This window comes from Micromonospora sp. LA-10 (genome assembly GCF_051853095.1).
Classification (GTDB): Bacteria; Actinomycetota; Actinomycetes; order Mycobacteriales; family Micromonosporaceae; genus Micromonospora; species Micromonospora echinospora_A.
The window spans coordinates 2,284,737-2,303,704 of sequence record NZ_CP195710.1 but is presented as its reverse complement, the minus strand read 5'-3'; the positions used below and the strand labels follow the sequence as shown (position 1 = coordinate 2,303,704).

Below are 18,968 nucleotides of genomic sequence, written 5' to 3'. Positions count from 1 at the left end.
CGTAACCTGGCACGGTGAGCGAGATCGAGATCCGGGAGCGGCGCTTCGACGCGCCCGAGTCGCAGGCGCTGATCAGGGCGGCGCTGGCCGACCTCGGCGCCCGCTACGGCGGCAGCGGCGACGACACCCCTGTCGACGCGGCCGAGTTCACCCCGCCGGACGGCGCGTTCCTCGTCGCCTACCTGGACGGGCGTCCGGTGGGCTGCGGCGGCTGGCGCAGCCACGGCGAGGACGGCGACACGGCCGAGCTGAAGCGGATGTACACCGACCCGGCGGTCCGGGGCCGGGGCGTCGCCCGCGCGGTGCTCGGCGCGGTCGAGCGCTCCGCCCGCGACCACGGCCGCAAGCGGATCGTGCTGGAGTGCGGCGACAAGCAGCCCGAGGCGATCGCCATGTACACGTCGTCCGGGTACGAGCGGATCCCGAACTTCGGCTTCTACAAGGACGCCCCGGGCTGCCTGTCGTACGGCCGCACGCTCTAGCCGACGGTGATGCGGATCTCGTTCGCGGCGCGGCGCGCGGCGAGCGCCGCCTCGTCCGGGGTCGCTCCCCAGGCCATCAGGTGCCCGCTGCGGTGCGCCGAGGAGAGCAGTTCCGGCACGGTCTGCCCGACCTTCGTCTCCACCTGCACGTCGAGCACGCCGGGCACGCGCAGCGCGTCGCGCTTACCGTCCACGGCGGTGACGCGGCCGGGCGGCGCGATCAGGAACTCGATGGCCGCCGCGCCGGTCGCCCGCGCCGGCAGGGCCGGCCGTTCGCCGCGCAGCACCCGCAGGTACGCCTCGATGACGTCGCGCTCGTAGGCGATCGAGATGAGCGCGGTGATCATGTCGCCGGGCATCCGGGCCGCGCACTCCACCAGCGTCGGCACGCCGTCGACGAGGATCCACTCGCTGTGCAGCATGCCGCTGCGGAAGCCGGCCGCCTCGGCGAGGCGTACCGCCGCGTCGCGCAGCGCGTCGTGCTCGGCGGCGGGCAGCGCGGACGGCACGGTGTGGCCGGTCTCGACCGGGTACCGGCCACCGGCGATCCGCTTGTCGGTCACGTTGGCGAAGATCACCTCACCGTCGGCCACCAGCAGCTCGACGCTGTGCTCGGTGCCGACCAGCAGCTCCTCCACCAGCACGCCGGTGGGCAGGCCGCGCTCGGTGGCCTCGGCCGGGTCGGGCGGCGCGGCGCTCGCCGCCCAGCGGGCCGGCACGTCGGCCGGGTCGGTGATCAGCTGCACGCCGAGGCTGCCGGATCGGCGGGTGGGCTTGAGCACGCACCGGCCGCCGTGCGCCTGCGCGAACTCCACCGCCCGGGCCGGGTCGTCGACCAGCTCGTAGGCGGGGTTGGCCAGTCCGATCCGGTCGGCGAGCAGCCGCATCCGGTGCTTGTCGGAGAAGACGTCGGCGGCCTCCGCCCCGGCGCCGGGCAGCCCGAGCCGTTCGGCGAGCCGGGCGGCGGCGCCGACCGCGTACTCCAGGCCGGGCAGGACCAGTCGGGCGTCGGCCAGGGCGGGCTCGCGGGCGAGCAGGGCGTCGGCGTCGAAGCCGGTCTGGTACTCGGCGGCGACGAGGCGCCCGACCATCGGCAGCCGCTCGGCGAACCGGGCCAGGTCGCGGCGGCGGATCACGTCCGGCTCCTCGACGAGCACCACGGTGCCGGCCGGCAGCTGCTGGTCGAACCAGCTCAGTGAGCCGAACGACGCGCCCACCACCACCAGTTGCTCGCGACCCAGATCGAGGTCCACCGGTCATCCTCCCCACGGCTCGCGCCGGAACCGGACGGCCGGCGCAGCAGCACCCTAACCGGCCCGTACCAGTCGGTCGCCGTACGGTCGGTCAGGTGTGCGGCGCGGGTCGGTGGATACGACAGAAGCCGGCGGACCCCGAAGGGTCCGCCGGCGACCGACGATGTTCCGGTGGTGCTACCGCGTCAGGCGCGGGTGACCTTGCCGGCCTTGATGCACGAGGTGCAGACCTTCAGCTTCTTGGTGTTGCCGCCACCGGCCGGGGTGCGCACCGACTGGATGTTCGGGTTCCAGCGGCGGTTGGTCCGCCGGTGCGAGTGGGACACGTTGTGGCCGAAGCCCGGCCCCTTGCCACAGACGTCGCACACGCTAGCCACGGGATACTCCTGGGATTGAAACGTTCATGAGGTCGCCGCCAGGCGATGCCCGGGCAACCTGGTCAGGTTACCCGATGACAGTCGGTACGCCCAACCGGCCCTTTCGCGAGCCCACCCAGCGTACCGGCGACCCGGCCGGGCCGGCGGGCGGGGCGGACACGCGGCGGACGACCCCGGCGTGTGTCGGTGTGCGCCAGTAGGCTTCCCGACGTGCTGGAGACCCTCGACGCCGCCGCGGTGCGCCGCTGGTGCGCGAGCGGGCTGGCCGCCCTGCGGCGGCACCAGGGCGAGATCGACGAGCTGAACGTCTACCCGGTGCCCGACGGCGACACCGGCACCAACCTGGTCCTCACGCTGACCTCGGCCCAGCAGGCCCTGGCCATGGATCTCGGCACCCTCCCCGACGACGGGCACACCCCGCACGGGCACGCGCTGCGGCTGATGGCCCGGGGCGCTCTGCTCGGGGCGCGCGGCAACTCCGGGGTGATCCTCTCGCAGATCCTGCGCGGTCTCGCCGACACGCTCGCCGCCGCGCCCGCGGTGGGCGGGCGGCAGCTCGCCGACGCGCTGGCCGACGCCACCACCGCCGCCTACGCCGCGGTGGCCCGGCCGGTCGAGGGCACGCTGCTCAGCGTGGTCGCCGCCGCGGCCCACGCGGCCCGCCGCTCGGACAGCGACGACCTGCGCACCGTGGCCCGGGCCGCCGCCGAGGCGGCGGCCCACGCGCTGGCGCGTACCCCCGAGCAGTTGCCGGAGCTGGCCCGCGCGGGCGTCGTCGACGCCGGCGGCCGCGGCCTGTGCCTGCTGCTCGACGCGCTGGTCGAGGTGGTCACGGGGGAGAGCCCGGCGCAGCCGGCGCCCGCGCCGCCCACCCGCCGCCCGCCGGCCACCGTCGTGCGGGAGAGCGGCTCCGACGTGTACGCCTACGAGGTGCAGTACCTGCTCGACGCGGACGACGAGGCGGTGGCCCGGCTGCGCGCCGAGCTGGCCTCGCTCGGCGACTCGCTGGCGATCGTCGGCGACGGCGCCGGCACCTGGAACGTGCACGTGCACGTCAACGACGTCGGGGCGGCGATCGAGGCGGGTGTGGTCGCCGGCCGGCCGCACCGGATCGACGTGACCCGCTTCGCCGACCAGACCGCCCCGGCGCCCGCGTCGCGGGTCGCGCGCCCGGACGGCCGGGCCGCCGTGGTGGTGGCCACCGGCGCGGGCATCGCCGAGCTGTTCGCTGCCGAGGGGGCAGTGGTGGTGCCGGGCAACCCGTCCACCGGCGAGCTGCTCGACGCGATCCGGGCCACCGACGCCGCCCGGGTGGTGGTGCTGCCGAACGACCCGAACACGCAGTCGGTGGCGAGCGCCGCGGCGAAGGAGGCGTACGGCCTCGGTGTCAAGGTGAGCGTGGTGCCCACCCGGTCGCCGGTGCAGGCGCTCGCGGCGCTGGCCGTACGCGATCCGAAGCGGCGGTTCGAGGACGACGTGATCGCGATGGCCGAGGCGGCGGGCGCCTGCCGGTACGCCGAGGTGTGCCACGCCGCCCGGGAGGCGCTCACCGTCGCCGGCCCGGCCCGCGCGGGTGACGTGCTGGCCCTGGTCGAGGGCGAGGTGCACCTGATCGGGCAGGATCTGACCGACACCTGCATCGCGGTGGTGGACCGGATGCTCGGCGGTGGCGGTGAGCTGGTCACGCTGCTGTGTGGCGCCGACGCGCCGGCCGGGCTGGCCGACCGGGTCCGCGAGCACGTCGAGCGGGCCTGGCCGTTCGTCGAGGTGCAGGCGTACGAGGGCGGGCAGCCGCACTATCCGCTCCTGGTGGGGGTCGAATGACTGGCGAGGCGGCCACTGTGGACACGCCGCTGAAGAAACTGGTCGGCGAGCGCACCGCGAAGGCGCTGGCCGGGCACCTCGACCTGCACACCGCCGGCGACCTGATCTACCACTTCCCGCGCCGCTACGACGAGCGCGGCGAGCACACCGACATCCGCTCGCTCGACGTGGGGGAGCAGGTCACAGTGCTGGCCCAGGTGCAGCGCACCGCGGTGCGCCCGATGCGCCAGCGGCGCGGCAACCTGCTGGAGGTGACCGTCGGCGACGGCTCCGGCGGCGTGCTCACCTGCACGTTCTTCGGCAACCAGGCGTGGCGGGAGCGGGAGCTGCGGCCGGGCCGGTGGGGGCTGTTCGCCGGCAAGGTGACCGAGTTCCGGGGCAAGCGGCAGCTCAACGGCCCGGAGTACGTCCTGCTCGGCGAGGGCGGCGAGGGCGAGGCGGCCGCGAACGAGGAGGTCGAGGAGTTCGCCGGCGCGCTAATCCCGGTCTACCCGGCCGCGGCGGCGGTGCCGACCTGGGTGATCGCCCGCTGCGTCCGCGTCGTGCTGGACACGTTCACCCCGCCGGAGGACCCGCTGCCGGCCACCGTGCGGGCCACCCGCAACCTGGCCGACATCGGCACCGCGCTGCGCGAGATCCACCGGCCCACCAGCAAGGAGGCGCTCTACCGGGCGCGCCGCCGGCTCAAGTGGGACGAGGCGTTCGCCGTGCAGCTCACGCTGGTGCAGCGCAAGCACCGGGCGGCGGCGTGGCCGGCGCGGGCCCGGCCGGCGAAGCCCGGCGGCCTGCTGGACGCGTTCGACGCCCGCCTGCCGTACGAGCTGACCTCCGGCCAGCAGGTCGTCGGGCGGGAGATCGCCGCCGACCTGGTCGTCGCGCACCCGATGCACCGGCTGCTGCAGGGCGAGGTGGGCTCGGGCAAGACCGTGGTGGCGCTGCGCGCCATGCTCCAGGTGGTCGACGCCGGCGGGCAGGCCGCGCTGCTCGCGCCGACCGAGGTGCTCGCCGCCCAGCACTACCGGGGCATCCTCGACCTGCTCGGTCCGCTCGCCCGGGCCGGTGAGCTGGGCGCCGCCGACGACGCCACCCGGGTCGAGCTGATCACCGGCTCGCTCGGCGCGGCGGCCCGCCGCCGGGCGCTGGCCGAGGTGGCCGAGGGCCGGGCCGGCATCGTGCTCGGCACGCACGCCCTGCTCTACGAGGGTGTCGACTTCCACGACCTCGGTCTGGTGGTGGTGGACGAGCAGCACCGCTTCGGCGTGGAGCAGCGCGACGCGCTGCGCGCCAAGGCCGACCAGCCGCCGCACGTGCTGGTGATGACGGCCACCCCGATCCCGCGCACTGTGGCCATGACGGTCTACGGCGACCTGGAGACGTCCACGCTGTCCCAGCTTCCGCAGGGCCGCTCGCCGATCGCCTCGCACGTCGTACCGGCCGCCGAGAAGCCGGCGTTCCTCGACCGGGCCTGGCGCCGGCTGCGCGAGGAGGTCACCAAGGGCCACCAGGCGTACGTGGTCTGCCCGCGTATCGGTGAGGGGCCGGTGTCGGAGGAGGAGGCGCCGCGGGAGGACGACAACGGCCGCCGCCCGCCGCTGGCGGTGACCGAGGTGGCACCGCTGCTCGCCGAGGGGCCGCTGCACGGGCTGCGGATCGGGGTGCTGCACGGTCGGCTGCCCGCCGACGAGAAGGACGCGGTGATGCGCGCGTTCGCCGACGGCGAGCTGGACGTGCTGGTCGCGACCACAGTGGTCGAGGTCGGCGTGAACGTGCCGAACGCGACAGTGATGATCGTGCTGGACGCCGACCGGTTCGGCGTGTCCCAGCTGCACCAGCTGCGGGGCCGGGTCGGCCGGGGCTCCGCCGCCGGTCTGTGCCTGCTGGTCACCGAGGCGGCCGAGGGCTCGTCGGCGCGGGAGCGGCTGGACGCGGTCGCCTCCACCACCGACGGGTTCAAGCTCGCCGAACTCGACCTGGAACAGCGCCGGGAGGGCGACGTGCTCGGCGCGACCCAGTCCGGCCGCCGCTCGCACCTGCGGCTGCTGTCGCTGAGACGCGACGCCGAGCTGATCCGCGACGCGCGGGCCGAGGCGATCGAACTGGTCGAGGAGGACCCGGATCTCGCCCGGCATCCGGCGCTCGCGGCGTCGGTGGCCGCGCTCGTCGACGAGGAGCGCGCCGAATACCTGGAGAAGGGCTGACGGCGGGCCGGTGCCGTCGCGGGGCAGCGGCACGCGCGTCGCGTGCCTAGGCTCGCGCAGATGTCGACACCATCACTCGAACGCGGTGTGCTGCTTCTGGTCCGAGGTGACGAGCTTCTGGTGGACCGGGTCGCCGGAGTCGCCGACGAGGCGTCCGGCCGACGCTGCACCCCGGCGACGCGATTCCAGATCGCCTCGATCAGCAAGCAGATGGCCGCAGTGGCGGTGCTGCTGCTCGCCGAGCGGGGCGCGTTGAGCTTGTCCGACCCGGTCGTGCGCCGGCTGCCCGGCAAGCCGCCGCCGCAGTGGTCCGGCATCACGCTGCACCATCTGCTCACCCACACGTCCGGCATCGGCCACTGGGAGGAGTACCCGGCGATCGACCTGCGTGGGCCGGCCGAGCCGGACGAACTGCTCGACCGGTTCGCCGCGGTGCCGCCGCTGTTCCGGCCCGGGGCGGGATGGCACTACAGCAGCCCCGGCTACGTGCTGCTGGCCCGGACCGTCGAGCAGGTGGCCGACCGGCCGTACGCCGAGTTCCTCGCCGAGGAGGTCTTCGCGCCGCTGGGCATGACCGGCAGCTTCGCCGGTTCCGGGGACGGGCGGCCGGACGTGGCGGTCGGGCACGAGGGCGGGCGCCCGGCGCAGTCCTGGGACATGGCGACTGTGAGCATGGGCGCGGGTGACGTCTGGTGCACCGGGGCGGACCTGCTCACCTGGCTGGACGTACCGCGCCGGGGCCGGCTGCTCGCCCCGGCCTCGGTGGCGGCGATGACCGCGCCGCACGCGCCCACCGGCCGCCCCGACGAGGCGTACGGCTACGGGTTCTTCGTCGGCCCGCTGGCCGGGCGCCGGGCGGTGCACCACTCCGGGGACAACGGCGGCTTCAAGGCGTTCGCCGGCTGGCTGCCCGACTCCGACGCGCGGCTCGTCCTGCTGGCCAACCAGGCCGAGATCGACACGGTCGCGGTCACGTCGGTGCTCGACGCGGTCTGACCGCCCGTACGCACGGCGAGGGCGCGCCGACCGGGTGGTCGGCGCGCCCTCGTGTGTGGATCAGGCGGTGAAGCGGATCCGGCGGCGACGGGCCACCACGAACAGCACCGCGCCGGCGGCCAGCAGCAGCGTCGCGCCACCGGCGATGGCGCCCGCGGCCGGGCCGGTCACCGGCAGGCCACCGCCCTGCCCGGAGCAGTCCCGCGGCGCGGTGTACGGGATGGTCTCGGACTCCTCGACCACGTCGTACTTCACGGTGACGGTGAGGCCCCGGTACGCCTCGAACTCGACCGAGCCGGCCTTGCCCGGTTCGGAGACGAGCTTCCTGCTCTCGCCCTTCTCGGTGGTGAACGTGGCGGTGAAGGCGATGCCGTCGGCCGGGTTCTCCACGATGAAGGTCATCGAGTCGCAGTCCTGGTCCAGCTTGAAGACCGGCTCAGCGGGCTCGGCCGGCGGGGCGGACGGCGTCGGCGGGGTGGACGGGCTCGGCGGGAGGGACGCCGACGGCGTCGGGGTCGGCGAGGCGGGCGTGCTCGGCGTGGGCGTGGGGCTCGGCGGCGTGCTGGGCGACGGCGACGGGCTCTGCGTCGCGCAGTCGCGACCCGGACGGGCCACCACCGTGCGCTCGCCGTCGTGCGACTTGCGGCCCCGCTCCCAGCGCGCGGCGACGGTCAGCTTCAGCTCCGGGAGCGCACCGGTGAACGTGTGGGTCTGGGTGCCGGTCAGCGGGCCCTGGCCGGCCGGCTTCAGTTCCGCGCCGACCGCCAGCCCGCCGCTGATCGCGCCGGGCACCGTGGACTCGACCTTGGTGATGCGGCCGGAGATGTCGGTCTCGCTGCTGATCACCGACCAGGTCACGGTGACGGTGCCGTTCTCGGCGGCGCAGTAGCTGCCGGACGGCTCGGGGTGGTGGGCGGCGGCCGGGCCGGCGACGGTGGCGACGCCCGCGAGGCCGAGCAGCGTGCCGGCGGTGAGGACGGCGGCACGCCGGAGGTGGAGACGATTCACGCCTGCTCCTGACGAGGGGGAGGATGGGAGAGTCCGGGCGGAGGGACCGAAGCCACGCGTCCGCTCGGCAATCGGGCCAGACCCTAGCGAGATCGACAGCGCGGGCGTTACCGAGATCGACGGGTCGTAAAGGGTCCGTTATGGATTCGAGATCATTGATGTACGTCGAGTCACCCGGCGTCGTCTCCGGGTGCTCGATCCACCCCGGCGAGCCCGTCGCGTAGCGTCGTGGCATGCGCAGGGAGCGACGGTGACCCGGATCGTGGCCGGCACGCTCGGCGGGCGGCGGATCGCCGCGCCGCCCGGCGCGGGCACGCGGCCCACCTCGGACCGGGTCCGGGAGGCGCTGTTCAGCGCCGTGCAGGCCGATCTCGACCTGGACGGGGCCCGCTTCGCCGACCTGTACGCCGGTTCCGGCGCGGTCGGCCTGGAGGCGCTGTCCCGGGGCGCCGCGCACGTGCTGCTCGTCGAGTCCGACGCGCGGGCCGCCCGGGTCGTCCGGGAGAACATCGCCGCGCTGCGGGCCGCTCCCGCCGCGCGCCTGGTCACCGGCAAGGTCGCCACCGTGCTGACCGCCGGTCCGGCCGACGGGCCGTACGACGTGGTCTTCGCCGATCCGCCGTACGCGGTGCCGGACGCCGAGATCACCGCGATGCTGGCGGCACTGGTCGACGGCGGCTGGCTCGCCCCGGACGCGCTGGTGATCGTCGAGCGGTCCAGCCGATCCGGACCGGTCACGTGGGTGGAAGGTGTCACTCCGGAGCGCAGCAGACGTTACGGCGAGACCACTCTTTGGTACGGTCGCCGATCATGAGACGTGCGGTCTGCCCGGGCTCGTTCGACCCGGTCACCAACGGTCACCTCGACATCATCGGCCGGGCCAGCCGGCTGTTCGACGAGGTGATCGTCGGGGTGCTGATCAACCAGTCGAAGCAGGGCCTGTTCACGGTCGAGGAGCGGATCACCATGCTCCAAGAGGTGACCGCCTCGTACGACAACGTCCGGGTGGAGTCGTTCCGCGGCCTGCTCGTCGACTTCTGCCGCGCGCAGCAGGCGAGTGTGCTGATCAAGGGCCTGCGCGCGGTGAGCGACTTCGACTACGAGTTGCAGATGGCCCAGATGAACATCGGCCTGGCCGGCGTGGAGACGCTGTTCATGCCGACCAACCCGCTCTACTCGTTCATCTCGTCCAGCCTGATCAAGGACGTGGCGAAGTGGGGCGGCGACATCTCCGCCCACGTCCCCGACCTGGTCCGAGAGCAGCTCACCACCCGCCTCCGCCCCTGACCCACCCCCCACCCCCACCCCCAGTCCCGCGATCTTGCACTTACGGCCCGGACATTCCTCCCGCAAGGGACGAGTGCCGGGCCGTAAGTGCAAGATCGCCGGGCGGGGGCGGGGGCGGGGGTGGGGGCGGGTGAGGGGCGACGCGCCGGGTGGGGCGGGTGGGGCGTCGGTGGCTCGGGCGCGACATGATGTGTGCAGCGCCGAGACCGGGCGCCAGGCCGCATGATGGAGGGCGGCCGACGAAGACAGGAGTGAGGTACCGGTGGACCCGCTCGATCGCATCGACGAACTGATCGCCATGGTGGAGCAGGCCCGCTCCGTCCCGATGTCGCGCAACAACTGCATGGTCGACCGGGGCGAGATGATCGCCGCGCTCGACGAGTTGCGCGCGGAGCTTCCCGCCGACCTGCGCCGGGCGGCCGCGCTGCTGGAGGAGCGGGACAAGATCATGGAGGCCGGCAAGCGCGAGGCCGACCGGATCATCAGCGAGGGTGAGGCGGAACACGCCCGGCTGGTTTCGGTCAACGAGATCACCGTCTCGGCCGAGCACGAGGGCGCGCGGATCATCGCCGAGGCACGGGCCGAGGCGCAGCGCCTCCGCGAGGAGGTGGACGACTACGTCGACACCGCGCTGGCGAACTTCGAGCAGTTCCTCACCCGGGCGCTCGCCTCGATAGAGCGCGGCCGGGACAAGATGCACGCGCTGCGCGAGATCGGCACCTTCGCCGGGGACGAGGCGGACCGCCCGTTACCCTTCTGAGCGGCGCTCGGGCCGGTCGCCGACAGCCGGCTGCCGCCGAGCCGGAGGTGCGCCCCCGGTTCGACGGACCGCCGCCTGCCAGGTAACCTTCTTTGTCGGCCTCTCATCGGCCGGAGTCTGACTATGCCCAAACACTCGCCAAGCACACTCGACCCCAGGTCGCCGCTGGTCCTCGACACGAGGGAACTGCCGCGCCGACCTGGCGCGTTGCGTACGCACAAGCGGGTCGTGCCGGCACCGGCGGACCTCGGCGGGGAGTTGATCGGCGTGCCGGAGGGCGCGGACCTCGACCTCGACCTGAGGTTGGAGTCGGTGTCCGAGGGCGTGCTCGTCTCCGGGACCGTCACCGGTCCCGTCAAGGGCGAGTGCGGGCGCTGCCTGCGCGAGATCGACGACTCGTTGGCCGTGACGATCCAGGAGCTGTACGCGTACGAGAACAGCACCACGGACGACACGGCCGATGAGGACGAGGTGGGCCGGATGCAGGGCGATCTGATCGACCTGGAGCCGGCGTTGCGGGACGCGGTGGTGCTGGCGCTGCCGACCAACCCGCTCTGCCGGGAGGACTGCCCAGGGCTGTGCCCCGACTGCGGGGTGCACTGGGACGATCTGCCGGCCGATCACAGCCATCAGCAGGTCGACCCGCGTTGGGCGAGCCTGACGCAACTGACCCGTACAGAGGAGTAAGAACCGTGGCCGTCCCCAAGCGCAAGATGTCGCGCAGCAACACCCGCGCCCGCCGGGCGAACTGGAAGGCCTCGGTGGTGGCGACCGTGGCCTGCCCGCAGTGCAAGTCGGCCAAGCTGCCGCACGCCGCCTGCTCCGTCTGCGGCACCTACAACGGTCGTCAGGTCCTCGAGGTCTGACGCGGCCGCCGAGTGACGTCCCCGACCACCGGTCGGGTGACGCGCGCACCAAGGCTCTCGCCCGGTGCCCCGGCTCCCTCCACCGCCGACCGGCTCCCGGCCGGCGGTCCTGCGGAGCCGGGCACCGCGCGGATCGCCGTCGACCTCCTCGGCGGGGACGATGCTCCCGCCGTCGTGGTTGACGGCGCTCTGCGAGCGGTACGCACTGATCCCGCCCTGCACCTGATGCTCGTCGGCCCGATCGAGGTGGCCGACGAGCTGATCGGTGCGCTCGACCCGGCGCAGCGAACCCGGGTCACGGTCCGCCCGGTGCGGGCCGCCGTCGGCATGGCCGACCATCCCACCGCCGCGCGCGGCGAGAGCACGGTACGCACGGCCGTGCAGGCCGTCCGCGACGGTCTCGCCGACGCCGTGGTCTCCGCCGGCTCGACCGGCGCCACAGTCACCGCCGCCGCGCTCGGCCTCGGCCGCTGGACCGGGATACGCCGGCCCGCGCTCGTCGCCACGCTGCCCGCCGTCGAAGGTCCGGTGGTGCTGCTGGACGTGGGCGGCACGCTCGAATCCGGTCCCGCCACGCTGGCCCGGCACGGCGTCCTGGGCGCCGCCTACGCGGCCGTGGCGCACTTCGTCACCGCGCCCCGCGTCGGGCTGCTTTCCGTCGGCCACGAGACCGGAAAGGGCGACCGGCTGCGCCGGCACGCCGATCCCGCGCTCGCCGCCCTCGCGCTGCCCTGTGACGCGCGCTACGTCGGCCTGGTCGAGGGGTACGACATCTCACTCGGCGCCCGCGCCGACGTGGTGGTGACCGACGGCTTCACCGGCAACGTCCTGCTGAAGGCCATCGAGGGCGCGTACGCGATGGCCGGCGGCCCCCCGCCGAACGGTGGCGCACCCCGCGCCGCCGCCCTGCTCGGGGTGGGCGGCACCGTGGTGGTCTGCCACGGCGCGGCCGCCCCCGAGGACGTCGCCTCGGGTATCGCCCTGGCCGCTCACCTCTGGCGCCGCGACGCCGCCGGGACGGTCCGCGCCCTGCTCGCCGACATCCCGCACGAATCCGCACCTGACCGAAACGACACCGAGGTAGCACCATGACCAACGACAAGCGGCGGCGTGCTCCCGTCGGCCACCTGGAGGCGGCCTTCGGGGTGTCGCTCGACCCGGAACTGCTGGAACGCGCGCTGACCCACCGCTCGTACGCGTACGAGAACGGCGGCCTGCCCACGAACGAGCGGCTGGAGTTCCTGGGCGACTCGGTTCTCGGCGTGGTGATCACCACCGCGCTGTTCCACAACCACCCCGACCTGGCCGAGGGGCAGCTGGCGAAGCTGCGCGCGAGCGTGGTCAACATGCGCGCGCTGGCCGACGTGGCGCGTGGCCTGGGCCCGGACGGGCTGGGCGCGTACCTGCTGCTGGGCAAGGGCGAGGAGGCCACCGGCGGGCGGGACAAGGCGAGCATCCTGGCCGACACGCTGGAGGCGCTGCTGGGGGCGATCTACCTCCAGTACGGCCTGGACACCGCGGCCATCGTGATCCACCGGCTCTTCGACCCGCTGATGGCCGAGTCGGCGGGCCGGGGCGCGGCGCTGGACTGGAAGACCAGCCTCCAGGAGCTGACCGCCGCGCTCGGGCTCGGCGTGCCCGAGTACCGGATCGAGGGCACCGGGCCGGACCACCTGAAGACGTTCACCGCCTGGGTGGTGGTCGCCGGCAACCGCTACGGCGGCGCGGAGGGGCGCAGCAAGAAGGAGGCCGAGCAGCGCGCCGCCGAGTCGGCCTGGCGGATGATCACCGAACGGGCCGAGGCCGAGGCGGCGGCCGGAGCGCGGGACGAGGCGGCGGCGCGGGACGAGGCGGCGGACGTCGAGGCGGGCGCCGGCCGTGCCTGAGCTGCCCGAGGTCGAGACCGTCCGGCAGGGGCTGGCCCAGTGGGTGATCGGGCGGCGGATCGCCGCCGTCGAGGTGCGTCACCCCCGGGCGGTACGCCGGCACGAGCCGGGCGGCGCGCACTTCGCCGACGTGCTCGCCGGTCGGACGATCACCGGCGTTCGCCGCCGCGGCAAGTACCTCTGGCTGCCGCTGGACAGCGGCGACGCGGTGATCGGCCACCTCGGTATGTCCGGCCAGCTGCTGTTGCAGCCGGTCGGCGCGGCCGACGAGCTGCACCTGCGGGTCCGGTTCCGATTCGCCGACGACGGGCCGGAGCTGCGCTTCGTGGACCAGCGCACGTTCGGCGGGCTGTCCGTCTCCGAAGGCGGGGCGGAGCTGCCCACCGAGATCGCCCACATCGCACGGGACCCGATGGACCCGGAGTTCTCCGACGAGGCGTTCGTGGCGGCGCTGCGCCGCAAGCGTACGGAGGTCAAACGCGCGCTGCTCGACCAGACACTGATCTCCGGGGTGGGCAACATCTACGCCGACGAGGCACTGTGGCGGGCGAAGCTGCACGGCGCCCGTCCGACCGACGCGCTGACCCGCCCGGCCGCGCTGCGGCTGCTCGGGCACGTGCGGGACGTGCTCGCCGAGGCGATCAAGCAGGGCGGCACCAGCTTCGACGAGCTGTACGTGAACGTCAACGGCGAGAGCGGCTACTTCGACAGGTCGCTGAACGCGTACGGCCGGGAGGGTGAGCCCTGCCCGCGCTGCGGCGCGCCGATCCGGCGCGAGGCGTTCATGAACCGGTCCTCCTACAGTTGCCCGCGGTGTCAGCCGCGGCCCCGGAGCACCCTCCGGGGATGACCCCGAGCCGGTTCGGGGTTGCGCCGGTGTGCATGGCCGGGCGGTCCCCGGAGACGCGCCGGAGCGTACCCGGAGATGTCCTTTTGCGCCCGGTCGGCGCGGCCCGTTCCGGCCGCGCGGACCGCGCCCGCGGGATCGGGGACGAGCGGGGGCCGTTCCCCGATGTCGGGGCCCCGCCTGCTGCCTAGCGTCATCTGGGGTCGGCACAGGGCCGGCACCAGGAGGGTGGAACCCGGGACATGGGCAGGCGACCGGTGACCGTGCGGCTGGCACGGTGGAGTGCGGAGCATCCGTGGCGCGCGATCGCGTTGTGGGTGGTCTTCGTGGCTGTGTGTTTCGTCGGCGGCAGCGCCGCCGGGCTGAACGAGGCGACCGACGAGGACCAGGCGATCGGCGAGTTCGGGCGGGCGCAGCTGATCGTCGACAGTGGCGGGTTCGACCAGCCGGCGACCGAGAACGTGCTGATCACCGCCCGCTCGGGGACGCTCGACCAGACGGCCGCGAAGGCCGCGGCCCAGGACGCGGCCGACCGGCTGCGGCAGGTCGACGGCGTGGCCTCGATCGGTACGCCGATGCCGTCGCGCGACGGCAGCGCGCTGCTGGTGCCGATCACCATGTCGGGCGACCCGGGAACCGCCGGGGACCGGGTGCAGCCGCTGCGGGACACCACCGCGAAGGTGCAGGACGCGCATCCGCAGCTGCGGGTGGAGCAGGTCGGCGGCCCGTCGATCGACAAGGCGCTCGACGACACGCTCGGCAAGGACTTCAAGCGCGCCGAGCTGCTCAGCCTGCCGGTGACGCTGGCCATCCTGATCATCGCGTTCGGCGCGCTGATCGCCGCCGGGGTGCCGGTGCTGCTGGCGCTCTCCTCGGTGGCCGCCGCGATGGGACTCTCCACACTCGCCTCGCACCTGGTGCCGGCCACCGACACCACCGCCAGCGTCATCCTGCTGATCGGCATGGCGGTCGGCGTGGACTACTCGCTGTTCTACGTGCGGCGGGAGCGGGAGGAACGCGCCAAGGGCCGGTCCGGCCTGGACGCGGTGGAGATCGCGGCGGAGACCTCCGGGCACGCCGTGGTGGTCTCCGGCACCGCTGTGATCATCTCGATGGGCGGTCTGCTGCTCGCCCAGGACGCGATCTTCTCGTCCCTGGCCGTCGGCTCGATCCTGGTGGTGGCGGTCGCCGTGATCGGCTCGCTCACGGTGCTGCCGGCGCTGCTGGCGAAGCTGGGCCGCTGGGTCGACCGGCCCCGGGTGCCGCTGCTGTGGCGTCTCACCGCGCCGCGCACCGGGCGCGACGGGCAGCCGGCCCGGCCCCGCTTCTGGCCGGCGGTGCTCAAGCCGGCGCTGCGCGCGCCGGTGGCCACGCTGCTGATCTCGGTGGCGCTGCTGCTCGCGCTCGCCGCGCCCGCGCTCGGCATGAAGCTGAAGTTCCCCGGCCCGGAGGACGTGCCGCGCAACACCGCGGCCATGCAGGCGCACGACCGGCTCACCGCGGCCTTCCCCAGCAACGGCACCAGCCACACGGTCGCCGTGCGGGCGCCCGCCGAGCAGGCCGACCGGGTGCGGGCCGCGCTCACCGACCTGGCCGGCCGGACCGCCACGGACCCGCTCTTCGCGCCGGCCGAGGCGGACGGCCCGGAGATCCGGGTGTCGGCGGACCGGCGGGTGTCGGTGCTGGAGGTCGCCACGCCGCACGCCAGCCGCTCCGACGAGGCGTCCCGGTCGCTGCACGAGCTGCGCGAGGACCTCGTCCCGGCCACGCTCGGCGGCATCCCGGGCGTGGAGTACGCGGTCGGCGGAGGCGTGGCCGCCAGCGAGGACTACGCCGCCCACATCTGGGCGAAGCTGCCGATCGTCGCCGCGTTCGTGCTGGCGCTGACGTTCCTGGTGATGGCGTGGACGTTCCGGTCGGTGGTGGTGGCGCTGACCTCGATCATGCTGAACCTGCTCTCCGCCGGCGCCGCGTACGGGCTGCTGGTGCTGGTCTTCCAGAGCACCTGGGCGGAAGGGCTGCTCGGCTTCACCTCGATGGACGCGATCGTCACCTGGCTGCCGCTGTTCCTGTTCGTGGTCCTCTTCGGACTGTCCATGGACTACCACGTCTTCGTGGTCAGCCGGATCCGTGAGGCGGTCGACCGGGGCATGCCCAACCGGGAGGCGGTGGCGCACGGCATCACCTCCTCGGCCGGGGTGGTGACCAGCGCGGCGGTGGTGATGGTGGCGGTGTTCTCCATCTTCGCCACGCTCAGCATGATCGACTTCAAGCAGCTCGGCATCGGTCTGGCGGCGGCGATCCTGCTGGACGCCACGATCATCCGGGCGGTCGTGCTGCCCTCGGTGATGACGCTGCTGGGCGACGCGAACTGGTGGGCGCCGCGCTTCATGCGCCGCCGTACGGTCGTCGCCCCGGCGGTCGAGCCGCCGCCCGCCCCGGCTCCGGAGCTGGTCGGCGCCCGCTGATCCGGCCGGATCGGACCGAGCCCTGGCCGACTCCGGCAGGGCTCGGTCCGGCGTCAACCGCCGGGCCGTAGCGGCTTGACATCCGCTCCGGCTCGTGCGGGCAGCCCAGACGGCAACTGCGTTCGCGCGATATGCCTGAGAGCCATACTTATGACTCTCAGGCATATCGCTCTTGGCGCATCTCCCCCCGACCGTGCCGTCACGGAGAGTGCCGGCAGTCTCCTGGCTGTCGGAGGATGGCCGGGCGGCGGATTGAGGCCCATGCGGGGTCGCCCACCGGCTGAGCCGTGCCCCGTTACGGCAGCACGCAGGGCTCCCGCCAGGCGTCCAGCTGCCGATCCTTGCGGATCGAGGCGAAGCCGTAGCCGACCGACGTGACGCAGAAGTCCGTCGGCTCACCCGTGTACTCGACGTGGAAGACCGGCTTGCCGGCGTCGACGAACGGCAGCAGCTTCGCGCACTCGCGGCGGCGTACACACTCCTGGTTGACCGCGAAGTCGAAGTCGGGCGCCAGCGCGGCCACCTGCGCCACGTCGTCCACCAGGCCGGGGGAGAGGTCGAGCTTGTGGGCCAGCCCGGCCAGCCGGCGGTTGAACAACAACTGGTCGTCGAAGCCCAGCGGAAAGCCGGAGCGGTACCGGTAGCCGTCGGCGTCGGCCAGCGCCACCGCGCCGAAGCCCTTGCCCCGGCAGAGCCGGAACCGGTCGGCCAGCACCGGCGCGAGCGCATCCCAGCGCCGTACGTCCAGGAAACGGCTGTCCGGTCGCCCCGGCACCGCAGCGCCGCGGACGGCGACCGGGAAGCGGGTCGCGTCCGGATCGTCGGCGGCGTACGTGCCGACCCGGACGTGGCAGACCAGCCGGCGGCCCTGTTCGCGCAGCGCGGCGGTCTCGGTCGAGGTGGTCGCCACCGGGTCGAGGAGGAAGACGTCGGCGTCGACGGCGACGTCCACCGGGGAGGTGAGCTGCCACTGCCACCGCCACCTGTCGGCCTGCGCGACCGGCCACGGCGTGGGCGCGCCGGGCGGCGTGATCGGCCGCCGGCAGGCCGGCGCCGGGACGAGCAGCACCGCGGTCAGCGCGAGCGCCACGCCCCGGCGCGGGCCACGTCGGCGGACGCGGGCCGGCCGGGCGCGCGGCACTGCCCACCCCGGCCGGATCCGCATCGACGACTCCCCGGACGCGGGCGGCCCGACGCCGCCCCCGACGGGTCAACGAGCGCCGGGCCGGTCACGACGCGCGGTCAGCGCGGCGTGCCGAAGACCTGCGTCCAGTACGGCCCGTTGCTGCGCGCCAGACCCATTCCGATCTGGGTGTACCCGCAGTTGAGGATGTTCTTCCGGTGCCCCTCGGAGTTCATCCAGCCGTCCATCACCTCGGCCGCGCTCTGGTAGCCCCACGCGACGTTCTCGCCCACCATGCTCCAGCTGTAGCCGGCGCGCTCCACCCGGTCCTTAGGCTGGCTGCCGTCGCTGCCGTTGTGGTCCATCTTCTTGTGGTCGGCCTGGTCCTGGCTGTGCCGCTGGGCGGCCAGGTTCAGCTTGGCGTTCACGGTCAGCGCCTTGCAGCCGGCCTTCGCCCGCTCCTGGTTCACCAGCGTGACGACCTTCTGAAGTTCCGCGCTCAGCGCGGTCGTGGCGGTGGCCTTGGTGGCACCGGTGCTGCCGCCGCTCGGGGCGCTGCTGCGCTCCTGCTGCCGTGACGGCGCGGTGCTGCGGCTCGGCTTCGGAGTGGCCTTCTTCGACGGGCTCGGCGCGACGCTGGTCGGTACGGCCGACGGACCGGCCGACTCGGGAGCGAGCGCGTCCGCCGGGGTGTCCCCGGCGTCCTCGGGGGTCTGCGGCGCGGCGGCCACCGGGGCGTCGGCGGAGGTCCGCCTGGTGCCCTGGTCGTCACCGGGCAGCAGGACCGCGCCCACACCGAGACTCACTACGAGCGTCGCCGCGGCGGCGGCCCCGCCGATCACGAGCGGCCGGGACAGGCGCCGCTTGCGGCGTCGCGGCTCGTCGGCCGGGATGTCGCTGGCCGGCTGCCAGGTCGCGGCGGGCTGCTCCCAGCCGCCGGCCGGCTGCTCGTTGCCGGTCCACGCGGGTTCCTGGCCGTGCCACGCGGGTTCCTGGCCGTGCCACGCGGGCTCCTGGCCGTGCCAGGCGGCCGTGGGCTGCTCGTGACCGGTCCTGGCCGGCCCCTGGCCGTACCAGGCATCGGCGGGCTGCTCGTGGCCGTGCCAGGCGGCGGGCTGCTCCTCGCCGTTCCACCGGTCGCGGGGCGGCGGGTAGGAGCCGGCCGGCTCGGCGCCGTGCCCGGTGGGGCCGTAGCCGGCGGGCGGCTGCTGCGCTCCGTTTCCGAAGAGGTACGACGACCGCGGTTCGGGCCGGTCGGTGAGCCACGCCGGACCCTCGTCGGTCGGCTGCTCGGGACGCCGGGCGGCACCCTCCGGGTCGATCGGGTCGTTCCAGCGGTACACGCCTGTCCCCTCCACGGGTTGGTTACGGGCCGGGGTGACGCTACGGGCGCGCTCGGAGCTGCGGCAACGTGGCTAAGAAAGAGTTAAGGCGAAGCAACCGCCGGGGGTGAGGCGTTCACACATTTCCGGCGTACAGTAAAGGCGTCCGGACAGAGCGTGTCCGCGCCTTGTGGCAGCCCCCCGGCGAGTGGCCCGGCCGACGTGGAGATGATCTACGGCCTTGGTCAACTTGACGAAGGAGGGGTTTCGG

The 18,968-nt window shown here is 74.0% G+C and carries 18 protein-coding genes; 13 read left to right on the top strand and 5 right to left on the bottom strand.

Features of this window, described 5'->3' with window-relative positions; all coding sequences use genetic code 11:
• Positions 1-14: 14 nt before the first annotated feature.
• The gene (locus tag ACSDG8_RS10660; protein ID WP_030500837.1) at positions 15-482 is read left to right on the top strand and encodes a GNAT family N-acetyltransferase; all 468 of its coding nucleotides are present in this window, start codon (positions 15-17) and stop codon (positions 480-482) included.
• On the opposite strand, the gene ACSDG8_RS10655 is transcribed toward ACSDG8_RS10660, so the two are convergent.
• Entirely contained in the window at positions 479-1,735 is a 1,257-nt protein-coding gene (locus tag ACSDG8_RS10655; protein ID WP_210900364.1) for an ATP-grasp domain-containing protein, read from the bottom strand. The genes ACSDG8_RS10660 and ACSDG8_RS10655 overlap by 4 nt on opposite strands.
• Positions 1,736-1,920: 185 nt before the next feature.
• Entirely contained in the window at positions 1,921-2,112 is a 192-nt protein-coding gene (gene rpmB, locus ACSDG8_RS10650) for a 50S ribosomal protein L28 (RefSeq protein WP_011905179.1), read from the bottom strand.
• 210 nt (positions 2,113-2,322) lie between these two features.
• On the opposite strand from rpmB, the gene ACSDG8_RS10645 reads away from it, so the two are divergent.
• Genes ACSDG8_RS10645 through ACSDG8_RS10635 form a run of 3 tightly spaced genes read left to right on the top strand, consistent with a single transcriptional unit; the run spans position 2,323 to position 7,130 of the window.
• Positions 2,323-3,936: a DAK2 domain-containing protein gene (locus ACSDG8_RS10645; protein WP_210942829.1), complete on the top strand. Its 1,614-nt coding sequence runs from the start codon at positions 2,323-2,325 to the stop codon at positions 3,934-3,936.
• Positions 3,933-6,134, top strand: a complete 2,202-nt coding sequence (gene recG / locus ACSDG8_RS10640; RefSeq protein ID WP_210900358.1) for an ATP-dependent DNA helicase RecG — start codon at positions 3,933-3,935, stop codon at positions 6,132-6,134. Before ACSDG8_RS10645 ends, recG begins: the two co-directional genes overlap by 4 nt.
• 60 nt (positions 6,135-6,194) lie before the next feature.
• On the top strand, positions 6,195-7,130 hold the full coding sequence (locus ACSDG8_RS10635) for a serine hydrolase domain-containing protein (RefSeq protein WP_210942830.1): 936 nt from the start codon (positions 6,195-6,197) through the stop codon (positions 7,128-7,130).
• 60 nt (positions 7,131-7,190) lie between these two features.
• On the opposite strand, the gene ACSDG8_RS10630 is transcribed toward ACSDG8_RS10635, so the two are convergent.
• Positions 7,191-8,138, bottom strand: a complete 948-nt coding sequence (locus tag ACSDG8_RS10630; protein WP_210900352.1) for a cell wall anchor protein — start codon at positions 8,136-8,138, stop codon at positions 7,191-7,193.
• A 250-nt stretch (positions 8,139-8,388) separates the two neighbouring features.
• Here ACSDG8_RS10630 and rsmD point away from each other — a divergent pair, with 250 nt between their 5' ends.
• The 9 genes from rsmD (at position 8,389) to ACSDG8_RS10585 (ending at position 16,252) form a co-directional block, all read left to right on the top strand.
• Positions 8,389-8,952, top strand: coding sequence for a 16S rRNA (guanine(966)-N(2))-methyltransferase RsmD (rsmD, locus tag ACSDG8_RS10625; RefSeq protein WP_210900350.1), 564 nt, complete (start codon positions 8,389-8,391; stop codon positions 8,950-8,952).
• Positions 8,949-9,425: a pantetheine-phosphate adenylyltransferase gene (gene coaD / locus ACSDG8_RS10620; protein ID WP_210942831.1), complete on the top strand. Its 477-nt coding sequence runs from the start codon at positions 8,949-8,951 to the stop codon at positions 9,423-9,425. Before rsmD ends, coaD begins: the two co-directional genes overlap by 4 nt.
• A gap of 262 nt (positions 9,426-9,687) precedes the next feature.
• Entirely contained in the window at positions 9,688-10,185 is a 498-nt protein-coding gene (locus tag ACSDG8_RS10615; protein WP_018786307.1) for a hypothetical protein, read from the top strand.
• 123 nt (positions 10,186-10,308) lie between these two features.
• Positions 10,309-10,872 (top strand): YceD family protein, encoded by a 564-nt coding sequence (locus ACSDG8_RS10610; RefSeq protein ID WP_073830393.1) that lies wholly within the window; start codon positions 10,309-10,311, stop codon positions 10,870-10,872.
• Positions 10,873-10,877: 5 nt separating this feature from the next.
• A complete protein-coding gene (rpmF, locus tag ACSDG8_RS10605; RefSeq protein WP_073830392.1) occupies positions 10,878-11,051 on the top strand; it encodes a 50S ribosomal protein L32 in 174 nt (57 codons plus the stop codon).
• A gap of 132 nt (positions 11,052-11,183) precedes the next feature.
• Positions 11,184-12,143, top strand: a complete 960-nt coding sequence (locus ACSDG8_RS10600; RefSeq protein ID WP_210893496.1) for a phosphate acyltransferase PlsX — start codon at positions 11,184-11,186, stop codon at positions 12,141-12,143.
• Complete coding sequence (rnc, locus tag ACSDG8_RS10595; protein ID WP_210893452.1) at positions 12,140-12,937, top strand: ribonuclease III; 798 nt, start codon at positions 12,140-12,142, stop codon at positions 12,935-12,937. Before ACSDG8_RS10600 ends, rnc begins: the two co-directional genes overlap by 4 nt.
• Positions 12,930-13,787, top strand: a complete 858-nt coding sequence (gene mutM, locus ACSDG8_RS10590; protein WP_210893450.1) for a bifunctional DNA-formamidopyrimidine glycosylase/DNA-(apurinic or apyrimidinic site) lyase — start codon at positions 12,930-12,932, stop codon at positions 13,785-13,787. The genes rnc and mutM overlap by 8 nt, the downstream gene beginning before the upstream one ends.
• Before the next feature lie 239 nt (positions 13,788-14,026).
• Entirely contained in the window at positions 14,027-16,252 is a 2,226-nt protein-coding gene (locus tag ACSDG8_RS10585) for an MMPL family transporter (RefSeq protein ID WP_210893448.1), read from the top strand.
• Between the two features lie 295 nt (positions 16,253-16,547).
• Here ACSDG8_RS10585 and ACSDG8_RS10580 read toward each other — a convergent pair whose 3' ends face one another.
• On the bottom strand, positions 16,548-17,417 hold the full coding sequence (locus ACSDG8_RS10580) for an endo alpha-1,4 polygalactosaminidase (protein ID WP_210893446.1): 870 nt from the start codon (positions 17,415-17,417) through the stop codon (positions 16,548-16,550).
• Between the two features lie 77 nt (positions 17,418-17,494).
• Positions 17,495-18,718: a CAP domain-containing protein gene (locus ACSDG8_RS10575; protein ID WP_210893444.1), complete on the bottom strand. Its 1,224-nt coding sequence runs from the start codon at positions 18,716-18,718 to the stop codon at positions 17,495-17,497.
• Positions 18,719-18,968: the final 250 nt, after the last annotated feature.

Excerpts from the sequence above, each read along its gene's own strand:
- recG (WP_210900358.1), top strand. The coding sequence starts at position 3,933 with ATGACTGGCGAGGCGGCCACTGTGGACACGCCGCTGAAGAAACTGGTC.
- ACSDG8_RS10635 (WP_210942830.1), top strand. The coding sequence starts at position 6,195 with ATGTCGACACCATCACTCGAACGCGGTGTGCTGCTTCTGGTCCGAGGT.
- coaD (WP_210942831.1), top strand. The coding sequence starts at position 8,949 with ATGAGACGTGCGGTCTGCCCGGGCTCGTTCGACCCGGTCACCAACGGT.
- ACSDG8_RS10610 (WP_073830393.1), top strand. The coding sequence starts at position 10,309 with ATGCCCAAACACTCGCCAAGCACACTCGACCCCAGGTCGCCGCTGGTC.
- rnc (WP_210893452.1), top strand. The coding sequence starts at position 12,140 with ATGACCAACGACAAGCGGCGGCGTGCTCCCGTCGGCCACCTGGAGGCG.
- ACSDG8_RS10585 (WP_210893448.1), top strand. The coding sequence starts at position 14,027 with ATGGGCAGGCGACCGGTGACCGTGCGGCTGGCACGGTGGAGTGCGGAG.
- ACSDG8_RS10580 (WP_210893446.1), bottom strand. The coding sequence starts at position 17,417 with ATGCGGATCCGGCCGGGGTGGGCAGTGCCGCGCGCCCGGCCGGCCCGC.